This window comes from Pseudomonas sp. Irchel s3b2, from assembly GCF_900187445.1.
GTDB lineage: Bacteria > Pseudomonadota > Gammaproteobacteria > Pseudomonadales > Pseudomonadaceae > Aquipseudomonas.
The window spans coordinates 1-19,059 of the sequence record NZ_FYEB01000007.1 but is presented as its reverse complement, the minus strand read 5'-3'; the positions used below and the strand labels follow the sequence as shown (position 1 = coordinate 19,059).

The following is a 19,059-nucleotide window of genomic DNA, read 5'->3' as shown; positions in this document are numbered from 1 at the left end:
TGTGGAACTGTAGGCTGGGAAAAGTCTGAATCAGTCCTGCCACTCGCTGTTGCGGGTAGTCAGTTGCGGCCAGCGCAGTACGGTCGAGCCCCACGAGAGGCCCGCGCCGAATGCACTCACCAACACACGCTGACCGGCCTTGAGGTCGCCGCGCAGGGCCAGGTCGTTGAGCAGCAGCGGGATGGAGGCTGTCAGGGTGTTGCCCAGCCGCTGGATATTCACCGCCACCTTCTCCGCGGGCAGGCCCAATTCGAAAGCCACTGTTTGCAGGATGCGCACATTGGCTTGGTGACCGACGAACCAGTCGACCTGGTCCATCGACCAGAGCGCGCGGTCCAGCACGCTCTGGGCCGACGTGGACATACGCGCGACGGCCTGTTCATAGACCGCACGCCCATCCATGTGCAGATAGAACTCGCCCGGCGCTACCGCGTCATGGCCCAGCCCGGCGCTGGCCGAACGCTGTCGCGAGCCGCCGGCAGGAATTGCCAGCAGGTCCGAACGGGCACCGTCGCTGCCGAGGTCGAAGCAACCGAGCGCACCGGCCTCGTCAGCCTCGCCACGGCGCAGGACCACGGCTCCGGCGCCGTCACCGAAGATCGGCCGGGTGGCACGGTCTTGCGGGTTGACGAAGGTGGTAAAGGCTTCCGCTCCGATCAGCAGGACACTGTCGGCGATACCCGCGGCAATCAGCCCGGAAGCGGTGGCCAGCCCATACACGAAGCCGCTGCAGGCAGAGGTGATGTCATAGGCGGCGATGTCGCCCAAGCCCAGTACCGACGCCACTTCCGGTGCCACCGCCGGGCAGATGCGCTCCGGCGAGGTGGTCGCGACCACCACCGCCTGCACCGCCCGCCCACCTGCCGAGGCGAGGGCACGGGCGCCGGCCTTGATTGCCAGATCGAGCATGCTCAATCCGTCACTGACCATTCGGCGTTCACGAATACCGGTGCGCGATTCTATCCATTCGGGCGTGGTATCCAGCCCGCTGGAAATTTGCTGATTGTCAATTATCTGAGGCGGAAGGCAGCCTCCCAGGCCACACAAGATCACAGTCACGATCAACTCCCTTGATTCAACGATGGTTCAGATGGCGTGTGGTGTCGCGCCCGGCCCTAGGTCACTTCCTGACGCGGGGCACGGCCCAGCGACCAACCAAAATTCATGCCCGCTGCCGCCAGCAGGATCGCGCTCGCGCCAAGCACTTGCAGGGCGCTGAGCGGATGGGCGAAGGCAACCCAGTCGACCAGGATGGCGACGATCGGATAGATGAACGACAGAGCCCCGACCAGCGCCGTGGGGATTTTCTGGATGGCGCTGTACAGCAGGGTCGACATGAGCCCGGTATGGGCCACGCCGATAATGATCAGGTATGTCCAGGCGCCCTCGACCGTATCGACCCTGCTGAAATCCACGAACGGGGCCAGGACCAGCACACCTACCACCATCTGGATCAGCACGATCAGGTGCGCGGGCAGGTCCTTGAGGTGCTTGGTGATCGCCGCCGCCACGGCGTAGAAAAAGGCCGAAGCCAGGGCCAGGCAGACGCCGAGCAAGTAGTCGGCGCCGGTGGCCTGCCCACTGCCCTTGGCGGACACGATCAGCATCAGCCCGGCGAAGGCCAACAGCAGCCAGCCAACCTTGGCGGCGCTGAGGCGTTCAGCGAAAAACAGCACACCCAGACCGACCAGCATGAACGGCTGAACGTGGTAGACCACCGTGGCAATGGCGATAGAGGAATGTTTGTAGGCACTGAACAGCAGCACCCAGTTAAGGATCAGCGCCACCCCGCCCAGGCACACCAGAATGAACTGCCGGGCGGTGATCAGGGAGCGGCGCAGCACCCCAAGCACCAGGCATGTGACCAGCATCGCCATGGCGCCGAACAAGCAACGCCAGAACACCACGGCCTCCGGGCTCTGCCCCGACATGATGACGAACCAGCCCACCGTGCCGGAGATGACCATGGCCGAAATCATTTCGAGCGTCCCACGGGTTTGCGACTTCATCACTCACTGCTTCCTTGCCGTCGACATTGCCGTAACCTAAGCCGCCGTTCGCGGGGGTTGGTTCGGCAAAACGAACTTTATAATGAACTAATGACCACTATAATGAACAAGGCGCCCAAGAGCGTCAACCCATTTAAGGATGATTTATAAAACAAATGACCGACATAACGAACACCCTATTGAGAAATAATCCGAGCCGAATCGATCTGCTGGCGCTTTCAATCAAACGCGAACGCTTGGCCGCTGGGCTTTCCTTGACCGAGTTGGCGAAGCGCGCCGGGGTGGCGAAGTCGACCTTGTCTCAATTAGAGTCGGGAATCGGTAACCCCAGCATCGAAACCTTGTGGTCGCTGGCGATGGCAATGGGTTTGCAAGTCACCCGGTTCTTCGAGCAACCCCAACAGCCGTTGCGGGTGATTCGCGCCAACGAGGGCATGACCACCTATGCCGAGACTGCCAATTACGCAGCGACACTGCTTGCCGATTGCCAGGCGGGAGTACAGCGCGACATCTACCGGCTTAAGGTGCAGCCCGGCGAAGTTCGGCTGTCTCAGCCTCACCCACCGGGAACCGTAGAGCACGTGGTGCTGTGCAGTGGCAGTGCCCATATCGGCCCGGCGACTGGACCTGTATTGCTGAACGCTGGCGACTACATCAGCTACCTGGCGAATGTGCCTCACGTGTTCGAAGCACTCGAGGCGGACACTACTGCGGTGATGGTGATAGAGCATTCCTGATGTAGGTGCCATGGACACGCCAAATGTTGAATCGCCCTGAATTTTCTGGACGCCCTGACAGCGACTCACGATGCCCCTGACTCCAAAGTGGAGTTAACAGTAACCATTAGAACCCTAATGGAATTCTGCCAGCACTCGCCATTTTCGTTCGCTCGTGTATCACGAGCGACTTGGGGGTAAAAGTGGGGGGCATCATCAGTTTTTTTTATCGCGCAAACCACTTCCTAGAGTCCTGTCCAAATGTTTTCGATCTCAGGTGTACCCTGAAAAGCAGCGCTCAAACCCGCCACCCTCTCCGCCTTCATCAACCGACGATCGAGGCCAAACAATCCAATCTAATATGGAGGTACCCTGAGAGCCATCCGAATCCAACTTGATCTCTGTCAGAAATCGCCAGTCGCGATCGCTCGCACACCCGGTTCAAGTGGGGGCAACATTGGGGGCATATTTGAAATTTTTCTGCCTGAAAATATTGTTCTAGAGCCTAGTCAAAATGTTTTTCGGCGACCCTGAGAGTCTATAGGCGTCGTCGGACAGGCTGTTTATCTGATCATTTCTGCCTTTCCACAAACCATGGAGCTCCATTCACTTCCGGTGGATTGCTCCATTGGGGGCAAAGCCCTGCGCATGGTGCCCGCCATCGAAGCCAGCACGATGCTGGACCCAGCGGAGCCTTTTGGCGGCAAAAATCCTCGGGGATAGGCCGGCAGTTCGGCAGCGCTTTCGTTGATGATTACTTCGAGCTGAAGTCGTTGATGATTCGCTACTGAGCCCAACCTCGACATTTTTCGATTTTTATGTAACGGCTTTTGCAACTCTGGCGATCAAACAACGCTAGAGTACTTGCTGTCTCACATAAGGAATTGACAGATGTTCATTGGACGACTCGCCGAACTGACCGGCTGCACTCCAAAAGCCATTCGACTGTACGAGCAAATGGGCCTGATCAACGAGCCGGAGCGTGAGGGGCGGTATCGCCTCTACAATGCTCATCACTTGGAAATCGTCCACCTGATCCGCAAAGCGCAGACTGCCGGGTTCAAGCTGGCCGAGATGAACCCGCTGATTGCCGCAAAAAACAAACTGAAGTCATTTCCGCTGGCGTTGGCCAACCAGGCCGTCGACGACAAGCGCCGCCAGGTCCAGGACAGGATCGCTGAACTGCAGGCGCTTGATCTTCACTTGATTGAACTCAAAAGCGAGATGAACTCAATGTTTGCGCCTCGCCCTGTGGCGGGTTTTCATAAGGTTGATGCGCTTGTCTGTACAGATAAGCAAACGCTTGCCTCAAAGCCACTTCAGGCGGCCGAGGGTTGAAGCCCAATTCATGTTTCGCCTTGGTGATGTTGTATTCCTGCGCCACGTTGTGAAACAGGCGCACCTGGCTCAAGAGTAGCTGGGCGGGCTTGCCGACTAATTGCGCCCAGCGCTCCTGGAGCCAGGCCACGCCCAGCAATAACCAGCGTGGCGCTGAGACAGGCTGGCGATACCCGGGAGCTTGGGTGTTGGCGGCCTCGATCAAATCGCTGAGCGGCGACGAATGCTCATTGGCCAGGATATAGCGCTGCCCCGGCCGGCCCTTTTCGGCAGCGAGTATCATCCCGTCTGCCACATCGCGAACATCCACGAAGTTGAAGCGAAACCCCGGATCAAACGGCATCTGCCGCTGCCGAACCGACTGAAGAAATCCCATGGTATCGGTGAGGTGACCAGCATTGGGGCCAACCATGGCCGAAGGTAATACCGACACCATGTTCACCCCCAACGTCTCAGCGCACTGCCAAGCCGCCTGCTCGGAAAGTATCTTCGATTTGTAGTAGGCGTTTTCGCTTTCCGTATTCCAGTGCGCCTCATCCAGCGCCGTACCATCATGACCGACGGCGGCCACCGAACTAACGTAGACCACACGCTGCACACCCGCCCGTGAAGCGGCTTGCAGCACACGCCGCGTGCCTTGAATATTCGGCTCGACAATCTCGGCCTCCGGGTTGCGAGCCCAGTGCTTGAACACGGCGGCCACTTGAAACAGCACCTCCACGCCCTCCAGCGCCTTGTCCAAGGCCGCACGGTCCAGCAACTCGGCATACACCAACTCGCAGTCCAGCCCGGCAAAGGGTGTGTGGTTACATATGTCACGAACCCCGGCTCGAACCCGATAGCCCTGACCGAGCAGCGCTCGCACCAAAGTATTGCCCAGATGGCCGTTGGCACCTGTCACCAGACATAAACTTTTCACAGGAACTCCTTGTTGGCAGCGCGCCAGAGTGGGCGCTGGGAAAAAGCATACGAGGTGTCCCATGGGGCAGAGTCAAGTACCCATTGGCACGTTAGTTTCAGTTTTAGATTTCAGCATCTCGGACACCTCTAGACACGTTTATAGTGAGTATTTAGCAAAGTATTATTTGCGGGGCAGTTATGACACGGCGGTTTTCCAAGTCTCTGTTAAACGCTTGTCAAATGCTGACTGGGCCATCAGAACAGCATTTGAATGATTGAGGCTCCAGTCGTATAACGCTCGAAATGCCCCCCTCAGTGTTTGCCCCAATGGGGTGATGCTGTATCCACCGCGATCAGCGCGGAGGGGATGACGCGGCGTGGAAGGGAGTCCACTGAAAGCCAGCCAAAGCCACACTGGTGTTATCAGAAATCGCCATTCACGATCGCTAGCACAGCCGGTGCAAGTGGGGGCAAAAATGGGGGCATAACTCTTTTTTTTTCCACCTGAAACAATCGTCCTAGAGCCCAGGCAAAATGTTCTTCGGCGACCCTGAGAGCCTTTGAAAACCTGACCGCCCCCCTCCGGGCAGTGCCTCTCGCTCGCAAATTCGTCAATGAAACACGATCGAGTTCATGCTCGCGGCGGTCGATGACTTGATCGGTGAAATCAATCTTTTGACGTAGCCGTTCGCACCTGGCAGTCGCTCCAAACCCCACGCATCAGCTCCTTCAACATCAACGCCTCTGCCCAGCGATCAGTGATGTCACGCCCATCAGCCCCCGTGATCGCATAAGGTGGCGGGCCGAGTTCGCAGGTGAAGGACAGAGTGGCGGGTGTGTTCGGGCGAGCCAACCAATCCTCGATCCCGTAGCGCCACCAGCCCAGGAATCGCTCCAGCCAGGGTCGATGCCGGGCAAAGCTCAAGGGCACCTGGATCTGTTCGCCGTTGGCGACCCGACCGTGAAAGCCCCAACTATGGCGCAGGATGGTGTGGATCTGTTCGTCGTCTTCGGCAGGGGCCGACTCAGGCAATTCCCGGCCCACGACGTAGTGGGACAAGTCGGCCAACAGTTTGAGGTTGGGCATTTCAGCGAGCAGGTCAAGGGTGAACAACAGGTCATTGGTGAGACGATAACGGTGGGTTTCCAGCAGGATCGGAAAGTCCACCTGCTCGGCCAGACGCTGCCAGCCTTCGATCAGTTCGATGGCTTGCACCAGCGTGCGCGGCCGGACGTCGGCCTGCAGTGTGAGGTGGTGGCAGCCGTAGCGGGAAACGACATCGAGCGCGGCCGCCAGACCATCCACGGTCCGGGGGAACACCTGCCCTTCGATTTGCAGACCTTGTGCCTTGGCGGCGGCGCTCAGGCGTGCAGCCTGAGGCGCCTTCCAGAAATGGTCGGTGATCCCGTCGAAGCCGGCGGCGGCGATCTTTTCCAGTTGCGCTTCCAGGGGAAGGTCGCATTGACCACGGTGATCTTGCATGGCCCACAAGGATTGAAACACCAGGAATTCGCGCATGTCAGTTCCTCAGCAGTTGTTTGAGCGAGACATTGGCGTCGGCTAAAGCGTCCACCGAGAGGGGGTTATGGTTGGCGATCAGCCGTTCGCAAAGCTTGATGTCCTTGGCGACACTATTCCCCTGCCCCCAGCCGCAAGCGCCTTGCAGACGTTGCTCGGCATCGAGATAGAACAACAGGAAACCGTCACCGGGGGTTGTCCGGCTCGCCGTGGGTTCTGTGTTTGCGATCACGCCCACGGTCTGCAATCCCCAGTCGTATTGATCGGACCAAAACCCCGGAATGGCCTCGAAGGGCAACTCGCCGCCCAACAGATTCAGGGCGGCGTGACGGCCCTGGGTTTCGGCGTTGCGCCAGGTTTCCTGACGCTGGAAAACCCCTTGTGGGTGCAGTCGAAACTCACAGACATCGCCCGCCGCAAAGATGTCCGGCGCACTGGTGCGCAGTTGGGCATCGACGCGAATGCCCTGGCCGACCTCGAGTCCAGCGGCCATGGCCAGTTCGATGTTGGGTTGCATGCCAATGCCGACCACGACCAAGTCGCAGGGCAACAACTGGCCGTCAACCAGTTGCACAGCCTCGGCGCGGGTGGCGCCCTGCACCGCCTCAATGGCCACGTTCAACCGAACATCCACGCCCTCGCGGCGATGCAATTGCAGCAAGGCACTGGACAATCGCTCCGGCAGGATGCGACCCGCCAAGCGCGACCCGGCCTCAAGCAAGGTCACCGTGCAACCCAACGCTCGGGCAGTCGCGGCGACTTCGAGGCCGATAAAGCCGCCGCCGATGATCACCAATCGCGTGTCGGGGCGCAGCGAAGCACGCAATGCCAACGCCTCATCATGAGTTCGCAGATAAAGCACATTCAGCAGATGCTCGGGCACCGAGGACAACAGTCGCGCCCTGCCCCCGGTCGCGAGCAACAGACGGGCGTACTGCAACCGACTGCCGTCGGCCAACTGCAATCGATGTTGCTGCGGATCGAGGTTTTTCACCGGGTTACCGGCCAGGTGTTCGATGTCCAGTTCGGTGAGTTGAGCGCTATCGCACAAACTGCAACCCGCCAGTTCAACCGTGCCCTGTAACAGCCCTTTGGACAGTGGCGGACGTTCGTAGGGCGGGTGGGATTCGTCGCCGATCAGGATCAGGCGACCGCGATAGCCTTCGGCCCGCAGGGTCAGGGCCGCGCGGCCACCCGCATGCCCGGCGCCAACGATAACCAGTGGAGCATTGGCAGGATTCATGGCACAGACTCCGAGCAGTTAAACCGAAATGGCGAGCAAGACACGCCCCGCCTCGACCCGGACCGGATAGGTCTTGAGGTTGACGCACACCGGCGCCCCCAGGGCTTTGCCGGAGCGGTAGTCGAAGCGTCCGTTGTGCTTGGGGCACTCGATGACATGCTCCATCACCAGGCCATCGGCGAGGTGGATGGACTCGTGGGTGCACAAGCCCGCGGTGGCGAAGAATTCGTCGTCTGCGGAGCGGTAGACGGCATAGGTGTGCGGGCCATGGTCGAAACGAATGACATCCTCTTCATTTATTTCGCCCACGGCACAGACATCGATCCATTGATCGGTCATGGCGTTTTCTCTTGTAGTGGTAAAAACGGGAAGGTGTCAGCCGGGCATTGCTTCAGATTCTGCCCGGGCGCTGACGGCCGGCGCTGCGCGTTGGGGCAAAGGGCGACGGACGAAATAAGTCGGGTCTTGGCGCTGTTTCCAGATGGCCGGAAGGACTTCCCACAAGGCCTCGAACAGGCTGGTGTACGGCGGCGGGCAGTCGTGACGAATCTCTTCGTGAAGCTGCGCCAATGCGTGAAAAGGCACCATCGGATACATGTGATGCTCGAGGTGATAGTTCATGTCGAGGTACAGAAAACGCAGCAGCGGGTTCATGTAAATCGTGCGGCAGTTGCTGCGGTGATCAAGTACGTCCTCGGCCAGGCCAACATGCTGCGTCAGGCCGAACAGGTAGGACAGCCAGCCGCCGTACAGGGTCGGCAAACCGATAAACATCAACGGCAACCAGCTCTGCAGATACAGCGCAGCCGCCAGAGTCAGCCCATAAATCACCAGCCAAATACGCGCCACCGTAAAGACCTTGGGCCACTCGGATTCGGGGATGAAGGTCTGCTCTTCTTCAGCCATCCGCCCGGTCGCATGTAGGCAGACTGACCACATCGTCTTGATCGCATAAGGCATCCTGAACAGACTCAGCACCATATTGATCAGGCTTGGCGGACGCGGCTCGACGATCTCCGGATCGCGACCGACGATGATGGTGTCTGTGTGGTGCCGGGCGTGGCTCCAACGCCAGACATGGGGTTCGAACATGAACATGAAGCTCGATAACTGGTAGATCGCATCATTCATCCAGCGGGTTTTAAACGCCGTGCCGTGACCGGTTTCGTGCCAACGGGCATTGGACGCCGTGCCGTAGAGCAACCCATAGGCGAAGAAGAACGGAACGCAGGCCCAGGAGCCCCAGAACCAGTAACCCCCGAACCCGGTGACGAACATCGATAGCAGCCAGATGGCGGTATCGCGCAGGGCCGGGCCATCGCGACGCTGCATCAGTTCCTTCATGCGTTTACGGGGAATGGGTGATTGATACCAGTTGGCTGAGACCAGGCCTTTTTGCGCTGCTTTAGCGGCTTCGGGACCGGTTAATCGATAATCCCGAGGCACGGGTTTGCCGGGGTATTCAAAGGCTGCGTTTTGTTCAGGCATTTTATTGTTCTCCGCAAGCTTGATGGTTTTAGGCACTTGCTTCGATGCGGGATCACATCGCTTGCGAAAAGATAGAGAGCGCAAAGATTACCCTCAAGCCCTTGAATACATTCCCTATCAAGCTATCATCCAGGCCCATTGAAGCTTGATAGTTTTCTATCAAAGCGCCTGTGGGGACTGTCATGAATAACAATAAACGCCCAACCATCGCCACGGTCGCCGAGCACGCCGGTTTGAGTGTCGCCACCGTGGACCGGGTGCTCAATGCCAGGGCTCCGGTGAACCCGGCTACCGCCGAGCAGGTGTTCCAGGCCGCCGAGGCGGTGGGTTATTTCGCGGCCAGACTGATCGGCCAGCGGATCCGCGAACGGCGCCCCAGCTATCGTTTCGGCATCCTGTTGCTCGGCACCGCCCAGGCGTTCTATGCCAACGTTGCCGCCGCCATCACCGAGGCGGCACAGCGTCAGGCTGGCGCCAACCTTAGTTGCCAATTCGAGTACGTATTCGATCGCTCACCCGGCGCCATCATTGCCCAGATCGAACAACTGGCGGTGCAGTGCGATGGCCTGGCGGTGGTCAGCTTCGCTCACCCACTGATCAATGCCGCCATCGCTCAGATCAGAGCCGCGGGCGTGCCAGTGATCGCACTGCTGTCCGACATCCACGAGGCGGCAAATGAGCCTTACGTCGGTCAGAACAATCATGAAGTCGGACGCACCATGGGCTGGCTGCTGGCTCATACCTGCGGTGCCCGCACAGGCAGCGTCGGGGTGCTATTGGGCGGACACCGTTTTCTCGGTCATCAGGCGCGGGTCGAGGGGCTGCGCAGCTACCTGACGGAGCACGCACCGGGGTTGCGGCTCCTTGAAGCGGTGATCAACCTGGATAACTGTGACGTCACCGAAGAGGCCGCGCTGGAACTGCTGGCGCGACATGATGACTTGCGGGGTTTGTGCGTGGTCGGCGGTGGCGGCGACGGCATCATCAGTGCCCTGTCGCAGTTGCCAAAGCAGCCGTCGCTGTGCAGCATTCTTCAGGAATCGACCGAGCTGTCGCGCCAAGCCCTGGCTCAGGGATTGATCAGCCTGGTCATCGATTCCCAGCCGCGGTTGCTGGCGGCAGCGCTGGTCGACTTGCTGATCGAACTGCAAACCACGCCGGACTTCGATCCTGTCCGGCATCGAATTCATATTCCATTGCAGATCATGACCTCAGAGAACGCTCGACCCTGAACGGAAAGCATCGGCACTCAACCCGAACCGATTCATCTTGTTGTACAGCCCACCCCGAGAAACATTCAGCTGTCTGGCGGCCAGGCGGATGTTGCCGCGGGTGTCCTTGAGGGCGGCAATGATCGCGTTCATTTCATGGGTGCCCAAGTCCAGGGCCGCCCGGGATTCAGGCACACTTCCCGGCGCCGATGGCCGCAACCTTTGCTTGATTTCAAGCGGTAGATCACCCGGCTGGATCAGTTCGGTCACCGCCAGATTGGTCGCGCGTTCAATGGTATTTTCCAGTTCGCGAACATTACCCGGCCAGTGGTAGCCGCAAAGAATATCCAGCGCCTCTGGCGAGATGCCCTGCACGGACTTGCGCAGCGAGCGTGCGCAACGACCGAGAAAATGTTGCGCCAGCAAGGGCACATCCTCGTCGCGCATCCTTAGTGGTGGAACCGTCAAATTCAATACGTTGAGCCGGTAGTAAAGATCCTCACGGAACGCACCATCGGCCACCGCCTGACTCAAGTTGCGGTGGGTGGCAGCGATGATGCGGACATTCACCTGCCGGGATTTTTTTGCGCCCACCCGCGTCACCTCGCCTTCTTGCAAGACGCGCAGCAGGCTGACCTGGGCATCAAAAGACATGTCTCCGATTTCGTCGAGGAAGATCGTTCCGCCATCGGCCAATTCGAACTTCCCGGCCGAACCGCCGCGGGCCGATCCGGTGAAGGCGCCCTCGACATGCCCGAACAGTTCGCTCTGCACCAAATCTCGCGGAATGGCCCCGCAATTGACCGCCACAAAAGGACCGCTGCACCGGTCACTGGCGTTATGAATCGCCTGGGCGAACAACTCCTTGCCAGTGCCGCTTTCGCCCAGAATCAGTGTGGTCGAGTCACTGCGACTGGCGATCCGTCCCAGGCGCAACGCGTCCTGAATGGCTCGCGAACTGCCCTGAATGGTTTCGAAGGTGTAGCTCGCCTGAGTGCCGATGATCCGCCGGGTGATTTCCCGAATGCGCCGGTTCTCGCGCAACGAAACGATGCGCCCGCCCTGCTCCAGTGAGCACACGGATACCAGGCACGCCAGTTGGCTGCGATCATGCAACTCAAAGGTGCAATCCAGATCTCTTATCCCTTCATACTGCCGCCCTTCCCCGCCGCGCAGCAGAATTTCATTGGTCAGTTCGCTCCTGCCCAGACGCTGGAACGGACTGCCCAGCAAATCCAGGCCCACGCGAAACAATTGCCGGGCATAGCGGTTGAGCGCCTTGATGCAGCCGCGCTCATCCAGCACCACCAGTCCCTCGTTGAGCACTTCAAGTACGGTTTGCTGTTCTTCCAGCAAGACCTGCAGCGCCATCTGCCGCGAAACCGCTTCGGCTGCGGCCTGGACGGTGCCCAGAGTATGGAAATGAAACCAGCCTGGCTCTGCGGTCAGGGTCAGCATGGCCAATGTCCGGCCCTGGGCATCCCGGATCGGCGCGGCGGCACAATGCATGCGCCGCCGACGCAGGTCGACCCCGAAGTTTTCTTCGGCCAGCACATACACCAATCGGTCTTCGGCAAGCGCCAGCCCCGTGCAGTTGGTGCCCTGCACCGACTCCAGCAGTTGGCTGCCCACCGGCGTGAGATCGAGGCCGCAGAAATACAGCATCGTTCCTTGGGCATCGGTCAGATTGATATGACCTCTGGGGTTGTACGCCAGCAATCCGCGCATGACCTCCGCTGCCGCTGCGATCAACGCGCGATTGGCTGCCAGCGTCGCGGCCAGATCGGCGGGAGCGACAAAACGGTACGCACCATCCTCAGGGTTGAGGCCGGCACTGACGCTGCGCAACCAGGAGTCCCAAATCACCTGCCGGACCCCGGCAGGACGATCGATTCTCCCCCTCAGACACGCCAGCCAGGCCTGTTCCAGCTCTGCGATCGGTCCTTCGTTCAACGACGCCGGTCCAATTGCGGCGATGTAATCGAGGTCTTGCGCGCTAAAGGCCATCGGCGGTGGGTTCACTCTATGTCCCTATGTTCATATTTTCGACATGTCAGTATAGACATGTCATTGGAATGAACACTTAATTCAAATTCATATTACTAAACCCTTATAAATCAACTAGTTAAATATTGGCATAGCCCTTGCTCACTGCTTGATACCAGCGAGGACATTCCTGCTGTCGAGTCGTTGAACAACAATAAAAGGGAGTCATTTCATGAGTGCATCCAAAATTATCCGCCTGGGTCTCATCGGCGCCGGCCGCATGGGCAGCTTCCACGGTCAGACCGCGGCCCGGCACATTCCCGGTGCCTGCCTGGCCGCCATCGCCGACCCGACGCCTGGCCAGGCTGCTCGCCTCGCCGCAGAGTTAGGTGTACAGCGGGTCTACACCGATCCACAGCAACTGCTCGATGACCCGGAAATCGATGGCGTGTTGATTGCCGCCCCGGCCCGCAGCCATGCCGAATTGGTAATTAGTGCGGCACGGGCCGGCAAAGGGGTGTTTTGTGAAAAACCCATGGCCATCACCCTGGACGAAGCCGACCGCGCCATCGCTGCGGCTGCCGATGCGCGAGTGACGCTGCAGGTCGGCTTCAACCGCCGCTTTGCCAAAAGCTTCCAGACGGCTCACCTGGACGTGGTCACCGGACGTATCGGTACGCCGCAACTGCTGCGCTCGCTGACGCGCGACCCGGCGCTGAACAATCCGGCCGCCTCGCCGCAGTGGGTGATTTTCCTCGAAACCCTGATTCATGACTTCGACACCCTGCGCTACCTGAACCCCGGCGCCGAAGCCGTTGAAGTCTTTGTCATGGCCGACGCGCTGATTGCTCCCGACTACAAGAGCAAAGGTTTTTTGGACACCGCGGTGGTCACGATCCGTTTTGACAACGGGGCCATCGCCACCGCTGAAGCGAACTTCCAGGCGGTCTATGGCTACGATGTTCGAGGGGAAGTGTTCGGCAGCGCTGGCATGCTGACCATGGGCAGCGTCAATGACTCCGACCTGGTTCGCTATCTGGCCAACGGCATCCAGGCTGACACCCAGCGCCTGGACACCGACCTGCTGCGTGACGCCTATTTGGCTGAGCTCAACCATTTTGTCGACTGCCTGCGCACCGGCGAAAAACCATTGGCCCGCGGTGAAGATGCCCGGGCGGCACTGGCAATTGCCCGGGCGTGCATCGAATCGTTCCAGCAGGGCAAACCGGTGCGCGTGCAAGGAGGCCGTTCATGAGTTTCACACCGTTCAAACTGGCGATCAGTGCCGAGATGGTCTTCCTTGACCTGCCATTCACCGAGCGGGTCAAACGAATTCATGCGCTGGGTTTCAGCGCCGAACTCTGGGAATGGACCAAGAAAGATATTCCGGCCCTGGTCGCCACAGGCGCTGACTTCACCTCCATGACCGGCTACATCTCGGGCAACTTGACCGACCCCGAGGACATCCAGCACCTGCTCGACAGCGCACGGGAATCGCTGGCCGTTGCCGCCCAACTGAATTGCCCGAGCCTCAACCTGCATGGCACGGGCCTTGACGATACAGGTTTACCGGTCAAACCCGTGGCCCACACGACTGGGCGCATGTGGCTGAGCGCCTGCCAGACCCTGGAAAAAATAGCCCGCCTGGGCGAAGAGTCAGGCCGGGTATTCTTGCTGGAAAATCTCAATACCGAGGTGGATCACCCCGGCACTCCGTTCGCTCGCGCTGAGGATACCCTGGCGCTGATCGAGGCCGTGGGCAGCCCTCATCTGAAGATGAACCTGGACCTTTACCATGCGCAGATTGGTGAAGGTAACCTGATCGAACTGATCCAGCGCGCCGGCAGCGCCATCGGGGAAATCCAGGTCGCCGACGTCCCTGGGCGCATGGAACCCGGGACCGGCGAAATCCATTACCCGGCCATTGCCAAAGCCTTGTTCGGTATGGGATACACCGGTGTCGTCGGGCTTGAGGGCTGGGCCAGCGGCGACAGCGAAGCGGCACTCGAACGTTTCCGGCAAGCGTTCACGCTGGATTGAGGAGCCTGCGGCGCGCTCAGACGTTGATTCTACGCGCGCCAGCAACCCTCACCTTGATCTTGACGAATGTCGACTTATAACAACAAAAGGAAAACCATCATGCGTCGCCGCACACTACTTTTTGCCACGCTGCTACTCGTATTCAGCCAATGGGCTGCCGCCAGCTATCGCATCGGTGTCAGCATTGCCAGGGTCGACGACAACTTCATGACCTACGTGCGCAGCGGCCTGGAAGAGGCCGCCAAAAAGGACAACATCCAGATCCAGTTCGAGGACGCCCAGGGCGATGTGGTTCGCCAGCTCAATCAGGTCCAGGGTTTCCTCAACCAGAAAGTGGACGCTGTCATCGTCTTGCCCGTGGACACCGCCGCCACCGCCAGCATGACCCGCGCCGCCGTCGAAGCGAAGACGCCGCTGGTCTACGTCAACCGCCACCCGGACGAACGCGTCTTGCCCAAAGGCGTGGTCACCGTGGCGTCGAATGACATTGAGGCCGGGCAACTGCAAATGCGCTACCTGGCCGAAAAACTGAGGGGCAAAGGTACCCTCGCGATCATCATGGGCGACCTGGCGCAGAACTCCACGCACGACCGCACCGAAGGCGTCAAACAGGTGCTCAAGGACTATCCCGGGATCAAGATTGTCGAACAACAAAGTGCCGAATGGCAGCGCAACAAAGGCATGGACCTGACCAGCAACTGGCTGCTGGCCGGCACGAGTTTTGACGCCATCGTTGCCAACAATGACGAGATGGCCATCGGCGCCGCCATGGCACTGCAGCAGGCCGGCAAAACCAAAGGCGAAATTGCGATTGTCGGCATCGACGGCCTGCCCGACGGCTTGGCGGCGATCAAGCGCGGGATGTTGGTCGCCTCGGTCTTTCAAGACCCCAAAGCCCAGGCGGCCACCGCGCTGCAAGCGGCCATCAAAATGATCAAGGGCGAGCCGGTCGAGACGGATGTCTGGGTGCCCTTTCAGTTGATCACACCGGAACAAGTGGCCGTGTTTGAGCAACATTACAAGTAGCGTCCAACGCTAACCATCGACGCCGCTGTCCCAGTCAGGAATTAGCGGCGTTTTTCGTTGAGTGAAGTAGACGGCCTTCGCTGCCGAATCAAAAGAAACTCTCAACGAACCGGGATAATTGCCTTTGGCCACTTGGTGACTATATGGTTTCCGCCGTGACCAAAATGTTTTCGCGTGTCGATATCAGACATGGAGGTGGCGTGATCAGGTAACTGAATCGTCGGACAAGCCGGGTAAGGTGGCGCTCCTTTTCATCGAAATAGCCACATCGCGATGATGGGTTTGATAGGAACTGCAGCGTTTGAAGAGTCCCTCTTTCAGGAAGCCCTGCAGGCAACAATGATGATCTGTTGCCCCTATCAATCCGCTTAAATATCGATCAGCAGAGAAAAAAAATGATTAGCCCGAGCTCCAAGGATTCGAGTGGCCAATTGGCGCAGGGCTTCAAGCCTCGTCACGTAACAATGCTATCCATCGCCGGTATTATCGGCGCCGGTTTATTCGTTGGCTCAGGACATGCCATTGCAGCTGCTGGCCCAGCCGTCCTTCTGGCCTATCTATTCTCTGGCCTGCTCGTCGTTCTGGTCATGCGAATGCTCGGTGAAATGGCGGTAGCCAATCCGGACACTGGCTCGTTCTCCACCTATGCCGACCAGGCAATAGGCCGTTGGGCAGGCTTCACCATCGGTTGGCTGTATTGGTGGTTCTGGGTGCTGGTGATTCCTATCGAGGCGCTTGCCGCCGGTCATGTGTTGAACCAGTGGTTTCCCCAGATCGATGCCTGGCTGTTCGCCCTGGGGTCGATCATTGCCTTGGTGATCACCAATCTGTTCAGTGTCTCCAAGTACGGCGAATTCGAATTCTGGTTTGCCATGGCCAAGGTGGTGGCGATCATCGGTTTCATCGGGGTGGGTTTTGCCGTGTTGATGGGCTGGGTGCCCGAACGGGAGGTCAGCGGCTTGAGCGGTCTGATGGCCGAACATGGCGGGTTCGCCCCCAACGGCCTGTCGGCGGTGGTGGGCGCCTTCATCACCATCATGTTCAGTTTCATCGGGACCGAGGCAGTGACCATCGCCGCCGCCGAATCCAATAACCCGTCGCAGAACATTGCCAAGGCCACGCGCTCGGTGATTTGGCGCATCGGCGTGTTCTACCTGTTGTCGATTTTCGTGGTCATCTCCGTGGTGCCCTGGAACGATCCGCTGCTGGCCCAGGTAGGCTCTTACCAGCGGGCACTGGAAATCATGAACATTCCCCACGCCAAGTTCATGGTGGACGTGGTGGTGCTGATCGCCGTGGCCAGTTGCATGAACTCCTCGATCTACATTGCCTCGCGCATGCTGTACTCGCTGGGCCGTCGTGGCGATGCGCCGAAGACGCTGAAGGCGACCTCCTCCGAAGGCGTGCCTCGGGCAGCAGTCATCGCCAGCACCGTGCTGGGCGCGGCGATCACCGTATGGAGCTACTTCATGCCCGCCGGTCTGTTTGAGTTCCTGCTGGCCAGCTCCGGCGCGATTGCCTTGCTGGTGTACCTGGCCATTGCAGTGTCGCAGCTGCGGATGCGCCGGATGTTGCGTCGGCAAAATGTCGAGCTGACCTTTCGCATGTGGCTGTTTCCATGGCTGACGTGGCTGGTGATCGTGTTCATTTGCGCAGCGCTGGCGGTCATGATGATCACCCCAGAGCACCGTACCGAAGTGAGCACAACCATTGGGCTGGCGCTGGCGATTTCCTTTATCGGCCTTGTGACATCGCGTCACCCTGCGCAGGCTGCGAGGGTGACGTCAGTGGGATAAACCAAGGAGATATTTGCGCCGAACCTAATACTCCCCACGCCAAGGCTGGGGGGTATTACAAGCACCTGTGTCTCAGGCCGTAATAGCTCTTTGTGAGGACATGACCACGATGTCATCGAACTCCACCGTGTCCGACGGTACGACTCAATCCGTTGGTTTTCTGCTGTTGGATAAATTCACACTTATTTCCCTGGCGTCCGCAATAGAGCCACTGCGCATGGCCAATCAGTTGTCGGGGCGAGAGCTATATCGCTGGCATACGTTCAGCCTCGGTGGAGAGCCTGTCTGGGCCAGTGACGGCGTGCCGATCACCCCAGATGCTTCATGGAACAACCCATTAGTGGCGGACACTGTAATCGTGTGCGGTGGTATTGGAGTCCAGAGCGTAATTACTCGCGAGCACATTACCTGGCTGCAAGCCTTGGCGCGTCAATCCAGACGGTTGGGAGGTGTGTGCACCGGTAGCTGGGCGCTTGCCAAAGCCGGGCTGCTCGACGGCTACGAGTGCAGCGTGCATTGGGAATTTTTGGCCGCCATGCAGGAAGCTTTCCCGCGAGTCAGCATCAGCGCGAGACTCTTCACCCTCGACCGAAACCGATTCACAAGCTCCGGGGGAACGGCGCCTATGGACATGATGTTGCACCTGATTGGTCGCGATCATGGCCGCGAACTATCCGCAGCCATCTCTGAGATGTTTGTTTACGAGCGCATTCGCAACGAACAGGACCATCAGCGCATTCCGCTCAGGCACGTGCTGGGAACTCATCAGCCAAAGCTGCAGGAGATTGTCGCGTTGATGGAAGCCAATCTCGAGGAACCGATCGATCTGGATAACCTTGCAGAATACGTTGATCTGTCACGTCGACAGCTAGAGCGGCTATTTCAAAAATACCTCCACTGTACGCCGTCACGCTATTACCTGAGATTACGCCTTATTCGAGCGCGACAACTGCTTAAGCAGACGTCATTGCCGATCATAGAGTTGGCGTATGTATGCGGTTTCGTGTCCACACCACACTTTTCCAAATGTTATCGCGAGTACTTTGGTGTTCCACCGAGCGACGAGCGTTCCGGCTCTGAAATGAGTCGCAAACCGGTAACGCTTGCGATTACGCAGATGTCATCGACTAAACCGCTGACGTCGTTCGACCAAGCACGAAACGAATCGACTTTTGCCAGTGTCCGGATGATTGATCGTTCCGATTTGGCGGGATCTTGCTGATCGACCGCCCCAGCCGCACCTTCCGAAGTGCCTGGGTTTACTCATTAAAGATCACACAGGAGGTTTGACGTGCACATTGGTGTTCCTCTCGAAACCCAGACGGGTGAAACACGGGTTGCTGCAACCCCGGAAACCATCAAGAAGCTGATCGGCCAGGGTCATAAAGTCACTGTGCAAAGCGGCGCCGGTATTAATGCCAGCGTAGTCGACAGTGCTTATGCAGCGGCAGGCGCGTTCATTGGCAGTGCCAATGATGCGTTTGGCGCCGAGCTGATTCTCAAGGTGGTCGCCCCCAGCGACAGCGAACTGACGCTGATCAAGCGCGGCACCGTTGTGGTGGGCATGCTCAACCCGTTCAGCAATGAAACCATTGCCAAACTGGCCGAGTGCGGCATTACCGCGTTCGCACTGGAGGCCGCGCCGCGCACCTCCCGCGCTCAGAGCCTGGATGTGCTGTCCTCCCAGGCGAACATCGCCGGCTATAAAGCCGTCTTGCTGGCCGCTCACTACTATCCACGCTTCATGCCGATGCTGATGACTGCGGCGGGCACCGTGAAAGCGGCGC

Annotated in this window: 15 protein-coding genes and 3 pseudogenes; 10 read left to right on the top strand and 8 right to left on the bottom strand. The window is 59.0% G+C overall.

Translation table 11 applies throughout. The features are described 5' to 3' along the window. Positions 1-30: 30 nt before the first annotated feature. The gene (locus CKW20_RS16620) at positions 31-1,053 is read right to left on the bottom strand and encodes a beta-ketoacyl-ACP synthase III (RefSeq protein WP_256585070.1); all 1,023 of its coding nucleotides are present in this window, start codon (positions 1,051-1,053) and stop codon (positions 31-33) included. A gap of 62 nt (positions 1,054-1,115) precedes the next feature. After that, a complete protein-coding gene (locus CKW20_RS16615) occupies positions 1,116-2,009 on the bottom strand; it encodes a DMT family transporter (RefSeq protein ID WP_095053904.1) in 894 nt (297 codons plus the stop codon). 155 nt (positions 2,010-2,164) lie between these two features. Between CKW20_RS16615 and CKW20_RS16610 the strand changes: the two genes are divergently transcribed. From CKW20_RS16610 to CKW20_RS16605, 3 genes and pseudogenes are all read left to right on the top strand, one after another. Further along, positions 2,165-2,746, top strand: coding sequence for a helix-turn-helix domain-containing protein (locus CKW20_RS16610; protein ID WP_095053903.1), 582 nt, complete (start codon positions 2,165-2,167; stop codon positions 2,744-2,746). Positions 2,747-3,358: 612 nt separating this feature from the next. After that, a pseudogene (locus CKW20_RS29690) lies at positions 3,359-3,516 on the top strand (aldehyde dehydrogenase family protein); the annotation flags it as partial. Positions 3,517-3,616: 100 nt separating this feature from the next. Further along, positions 3,617-3,925 (top strand): annotated as a pseudogene (locus tag CKW20_RS16605) (MerR family transcriptional regulator); the annotation flags it as partial. A gap of 13 nt (positions 3,926-3,938) precedes the next feature. On the opposite strand, the gene CKW20_RS16600 reads toward CKW20_RS16605, so the two are convergent. The 5 genes from CKW20_RS16600 to CKW20_RS16580 all read right to left on the bottom strand — a co-directional run bounded on the left by CKW20_RS16600 (position 3,939) and on the right by CKW20_RS16580 (position 9,213). Next, the gene (locus CKW20_RS16600) at positions 3,939-4,982 is read right to left on the bottom strand and encodes an NAD-dependent epimerase/dehydratase family protein (protein ID WP_095053902.1); all 1,044 of its coding nucleotides are present in this window, start codon (positions 4,980-4,982) and stop codon (positions 3,939-3,941) included. Between the two features lie 648 nt (positions 4,983-5,630). After that, positions 5,631-6,482 carry a sugar phosphate isomerase/epimerase gene (locus CKW20_RS16595; RefSeq protein WP_095053901.1) on the bottom strand — a complete coding sequence of 284 codons (852 nt, stop codon included), beginning with the start codon at positions 6,480-6,482 and terminating at the stop codon, positions 5,631-5,633. A gap of 1 nt (position 6,483) precedes the next feature. Then, positions 6,484-7,725 (bottom strand): NAD(P)/FAD-dependent oxidoreductase, encoded by a 1,242-nt coding sequence (locus tag CKW20_RS16590; RefSeq protein ID WP_095053900.1) that lies wholly within the window; start codon positions 7,723-7,725, stop codon positions 6,484-6,486. Positions 7,726-7,743: 18 nt separating this feature from the next. Continuing rightward, a complete protein-coding gene (locus CKW20_RS16585) occupies positions 7,744-8,064 on the bottom strand; it encodes a MocE family 2Fe-2S type ferredoxin (protein WP_007991153.1) in 321 nt (106 codons plus the stop codon). Positions 8,065-8,100: 36 nt separating this feature from the next. Next, positions 8,101-9,213 carry a fatty acid desaturase family protein gene (locus tag CKW20_RS16580; RefSeq protein ID WP_095053899.1) on the bottom strand — a complete coding sequence of 371 codons (1,113 nt, stop codon included), beginning with the start codon at positions 9,211-9,213 and terminating at the stop codon, positions 8,101-8,103. 182 nt (positions 9,214-9,395) lie between these two features. Between CKW20_RS16580 and CKW20_RS16575 the strand changes: the two genes are divergently transcribed. After that, on the top strand, positions 9,396-10,445 hold the full coding sequence (locus CKW20_RS16575; RefSeq protein ID WP_095053898.1) for a substrate-binding domain-containing protein: 1,050 nt from the start codon (positions 9,396-9,398) through the stop codon (positions 10,443-10,445). On the opposite strand, the gene CKW20_RS16570 is transcribed toward CKW20_RS16575, so the two are convergent. Next, complete coding sequence (locus CKW20_RS16570; RefSeq protein ID WP_176466914.1) at positions 10,425-12,431, bottom strand: sigma-54-dependent Fis family transcriptional regulator; 2,007 nt, start codon at positions 12,429-12,431, stop codon at positions 10,425-10,427. The genes CKW20_RS16575 and CKW20_RS16570 overlap by 21 nt on opposite strands. Positions 12,432-12,642: 211 nt before the next feature. Between CKW20_RS16570 and CKW20_RS16565 the strand changes: the two genes are divergently transcribed. The 6 genes and pseudogenes from CKW20_RS16565 to CKW20_RS16540 all read left to right on the top strand — a co-directional run. Next, on the top strand, positions 12,643-13,665 hold the full coding sequence (locus CKW20_RS16565; protein WP_095053896.1) for a Gfo/Idh/MocA family oxidoreductase: 1,023 nt from the start codon (positions 12,643-12,645) through the stop codon (positions 13,663-13,665). Next, positions 13,662-14,450 carry a TIM barrel protein gene (locus tag CKW20_RS16560; protein WP_095053895.1) on the top strand — a complete coding sequence of 263 codons (789 nt, stop codon included), beginning with the start codon at positions 13,662-13,664 and terminating at the stop codon, positions 14,448-14,450. Before CKW20_RS16565 ends, CKW20_RS16560 begins: the two co-directional genes overlap by 4 nt. A gap of 99 nt (positions 14,451-14,549) precedes the next feature. Further along, on the top strand, positions 14,550-15,476 hold the full coding sequence (locus CKW20_RS16555; RefSeq protein WP_095053894.1) for a sugar ABC transporter substrate-binding protein: 927 nt from the start codon (positions 14,550-14,552) through the stop codon (positions 15,474-15,476). Positions 15,477-15,871: 395 nt separating this feature from the next. After that, positions 15,872-17,272, top strand: coding sequence for a GABA permease (gene gabP, locus CKW20_RS16550; protein WP_095053893.1), 1,401 nt, complete (start codon positions 15,872-15,874; stop codon positions 17,270-17,272). Between the two features lie 109 nt (positions 17,273-17,381). After that, positions 17,382-18,494, top strand: a complete 1,113-nt coding sequence (locus CKW20_RS16545; protein ID WP_371857435.1) for a GlxA family transcriptional regulator — start codon at positions 17,382-17,384, stop codon at positions 18,492-18,494. Positions 18,495-18,563: 69 nt separating this feature from the next. Then, positions 18,564-19,059 (top strand): annotated as a pseudogene (locus CKW20_RS16540) (NAD(P)(+) transhydrogenase (Re/Si-specific) subunit alpha); the annotation flags it as partial.

Excerpts from the sequence above, each read along its gene's own strand:
- CKW20_RS16585 (WP_007991153.1), bottom strand. The coding sequence starts at position 8,064 with ATGACCGATCAATGGATCGATGTCTGTGCCGTGGGCGAAATAAATGAA.
- CKW20_RS16570 (WP_176466914.1), bottom strand. The coding sequence starts at position 12,431 with ATGGCCTTTAGCGCGCAAGACCTCGATTACATCGCCGCAATTGGACCG.
- CKW20_RS16545 (WP_371857435.1), top strand. The coding sequence starts at position 17,382 with ATGTCATCGAACTCCACCGTGTCCGACGGTACGACTCAATCCGTTGGT.
- CKW20_RS16555 (WP_095053894.1), top strand. The coding sequence starts at position 14,550 with ATGCGTCGCCGCACACTACTTTTTGCCACGCTGCTACTCGTATTCAGC.
- CKW20_RS16590 (WP_095053900.1), bottom strand. The coding sequence starts at position 7,725 with ATGAATCCTGCCAATGCTCCACTGGTTATCGTTGGCGCCGGGCATGCG.
- CKW20_RS16560 (WP_095053895.1), top strand. The coding sequence starts at position 13,662 with ATGAGTTTCACACCGTTCAAACTGGCGATCAGTGCCGAGATGGTCTTC.
- CKW20_RS16615 (WP_095053904.1), bottom strand. The coding sequence starts at position 2,009 with ATGAAGTCGCAAACCCGTGGGACGCTCGAAATGATTTCGGCCATGGTC.
- CKW20_RS16580 (WP_095053899.1), bottom strand. The coding sequence starts at position 9,213 with ATGCCTGAACAAAACGCAGCCTTTGAATACCCCGGCAAACCCGTGCCT.
- CKW20_RS16610 (WP_095053903.1), top strand. The coding sequence starts at position 2,165 with ATGACCGACATAACGAACACCCTATTGAGAAATAATCCGAGCCGAATC.
- CKW20_RS16565 (WP_095053896.1), top strand. The coding sequence starts at position 12,643 with ATGAGTGCATCCAAAATTATCCGCCTGGGTCTCATCGGCGCCGGCCGC.
- CKW20_RS16575 (WP_095053898.1), top strand. The coding sequence starts at position 9,396 with ATGAATAACAATAAACGCCCAACCATCGCCACGGTCGCCGAGCACGCC.
- CKW20_RS16595 (WP_095053901.1), bottom strand. The coding sequence starts at position 6,482 with ATGCGCGAATTCCTGGTGTTTCAATCCTTGTGGGCCATGCAAGATCAC.
- gabP (WP_095053893.1), top strand. The coding sequence starts at position 15,872 with ATGATTAGCCCGAGCTCCAAGGATTCGAGTGGCCAATTGGCGCAGGGC.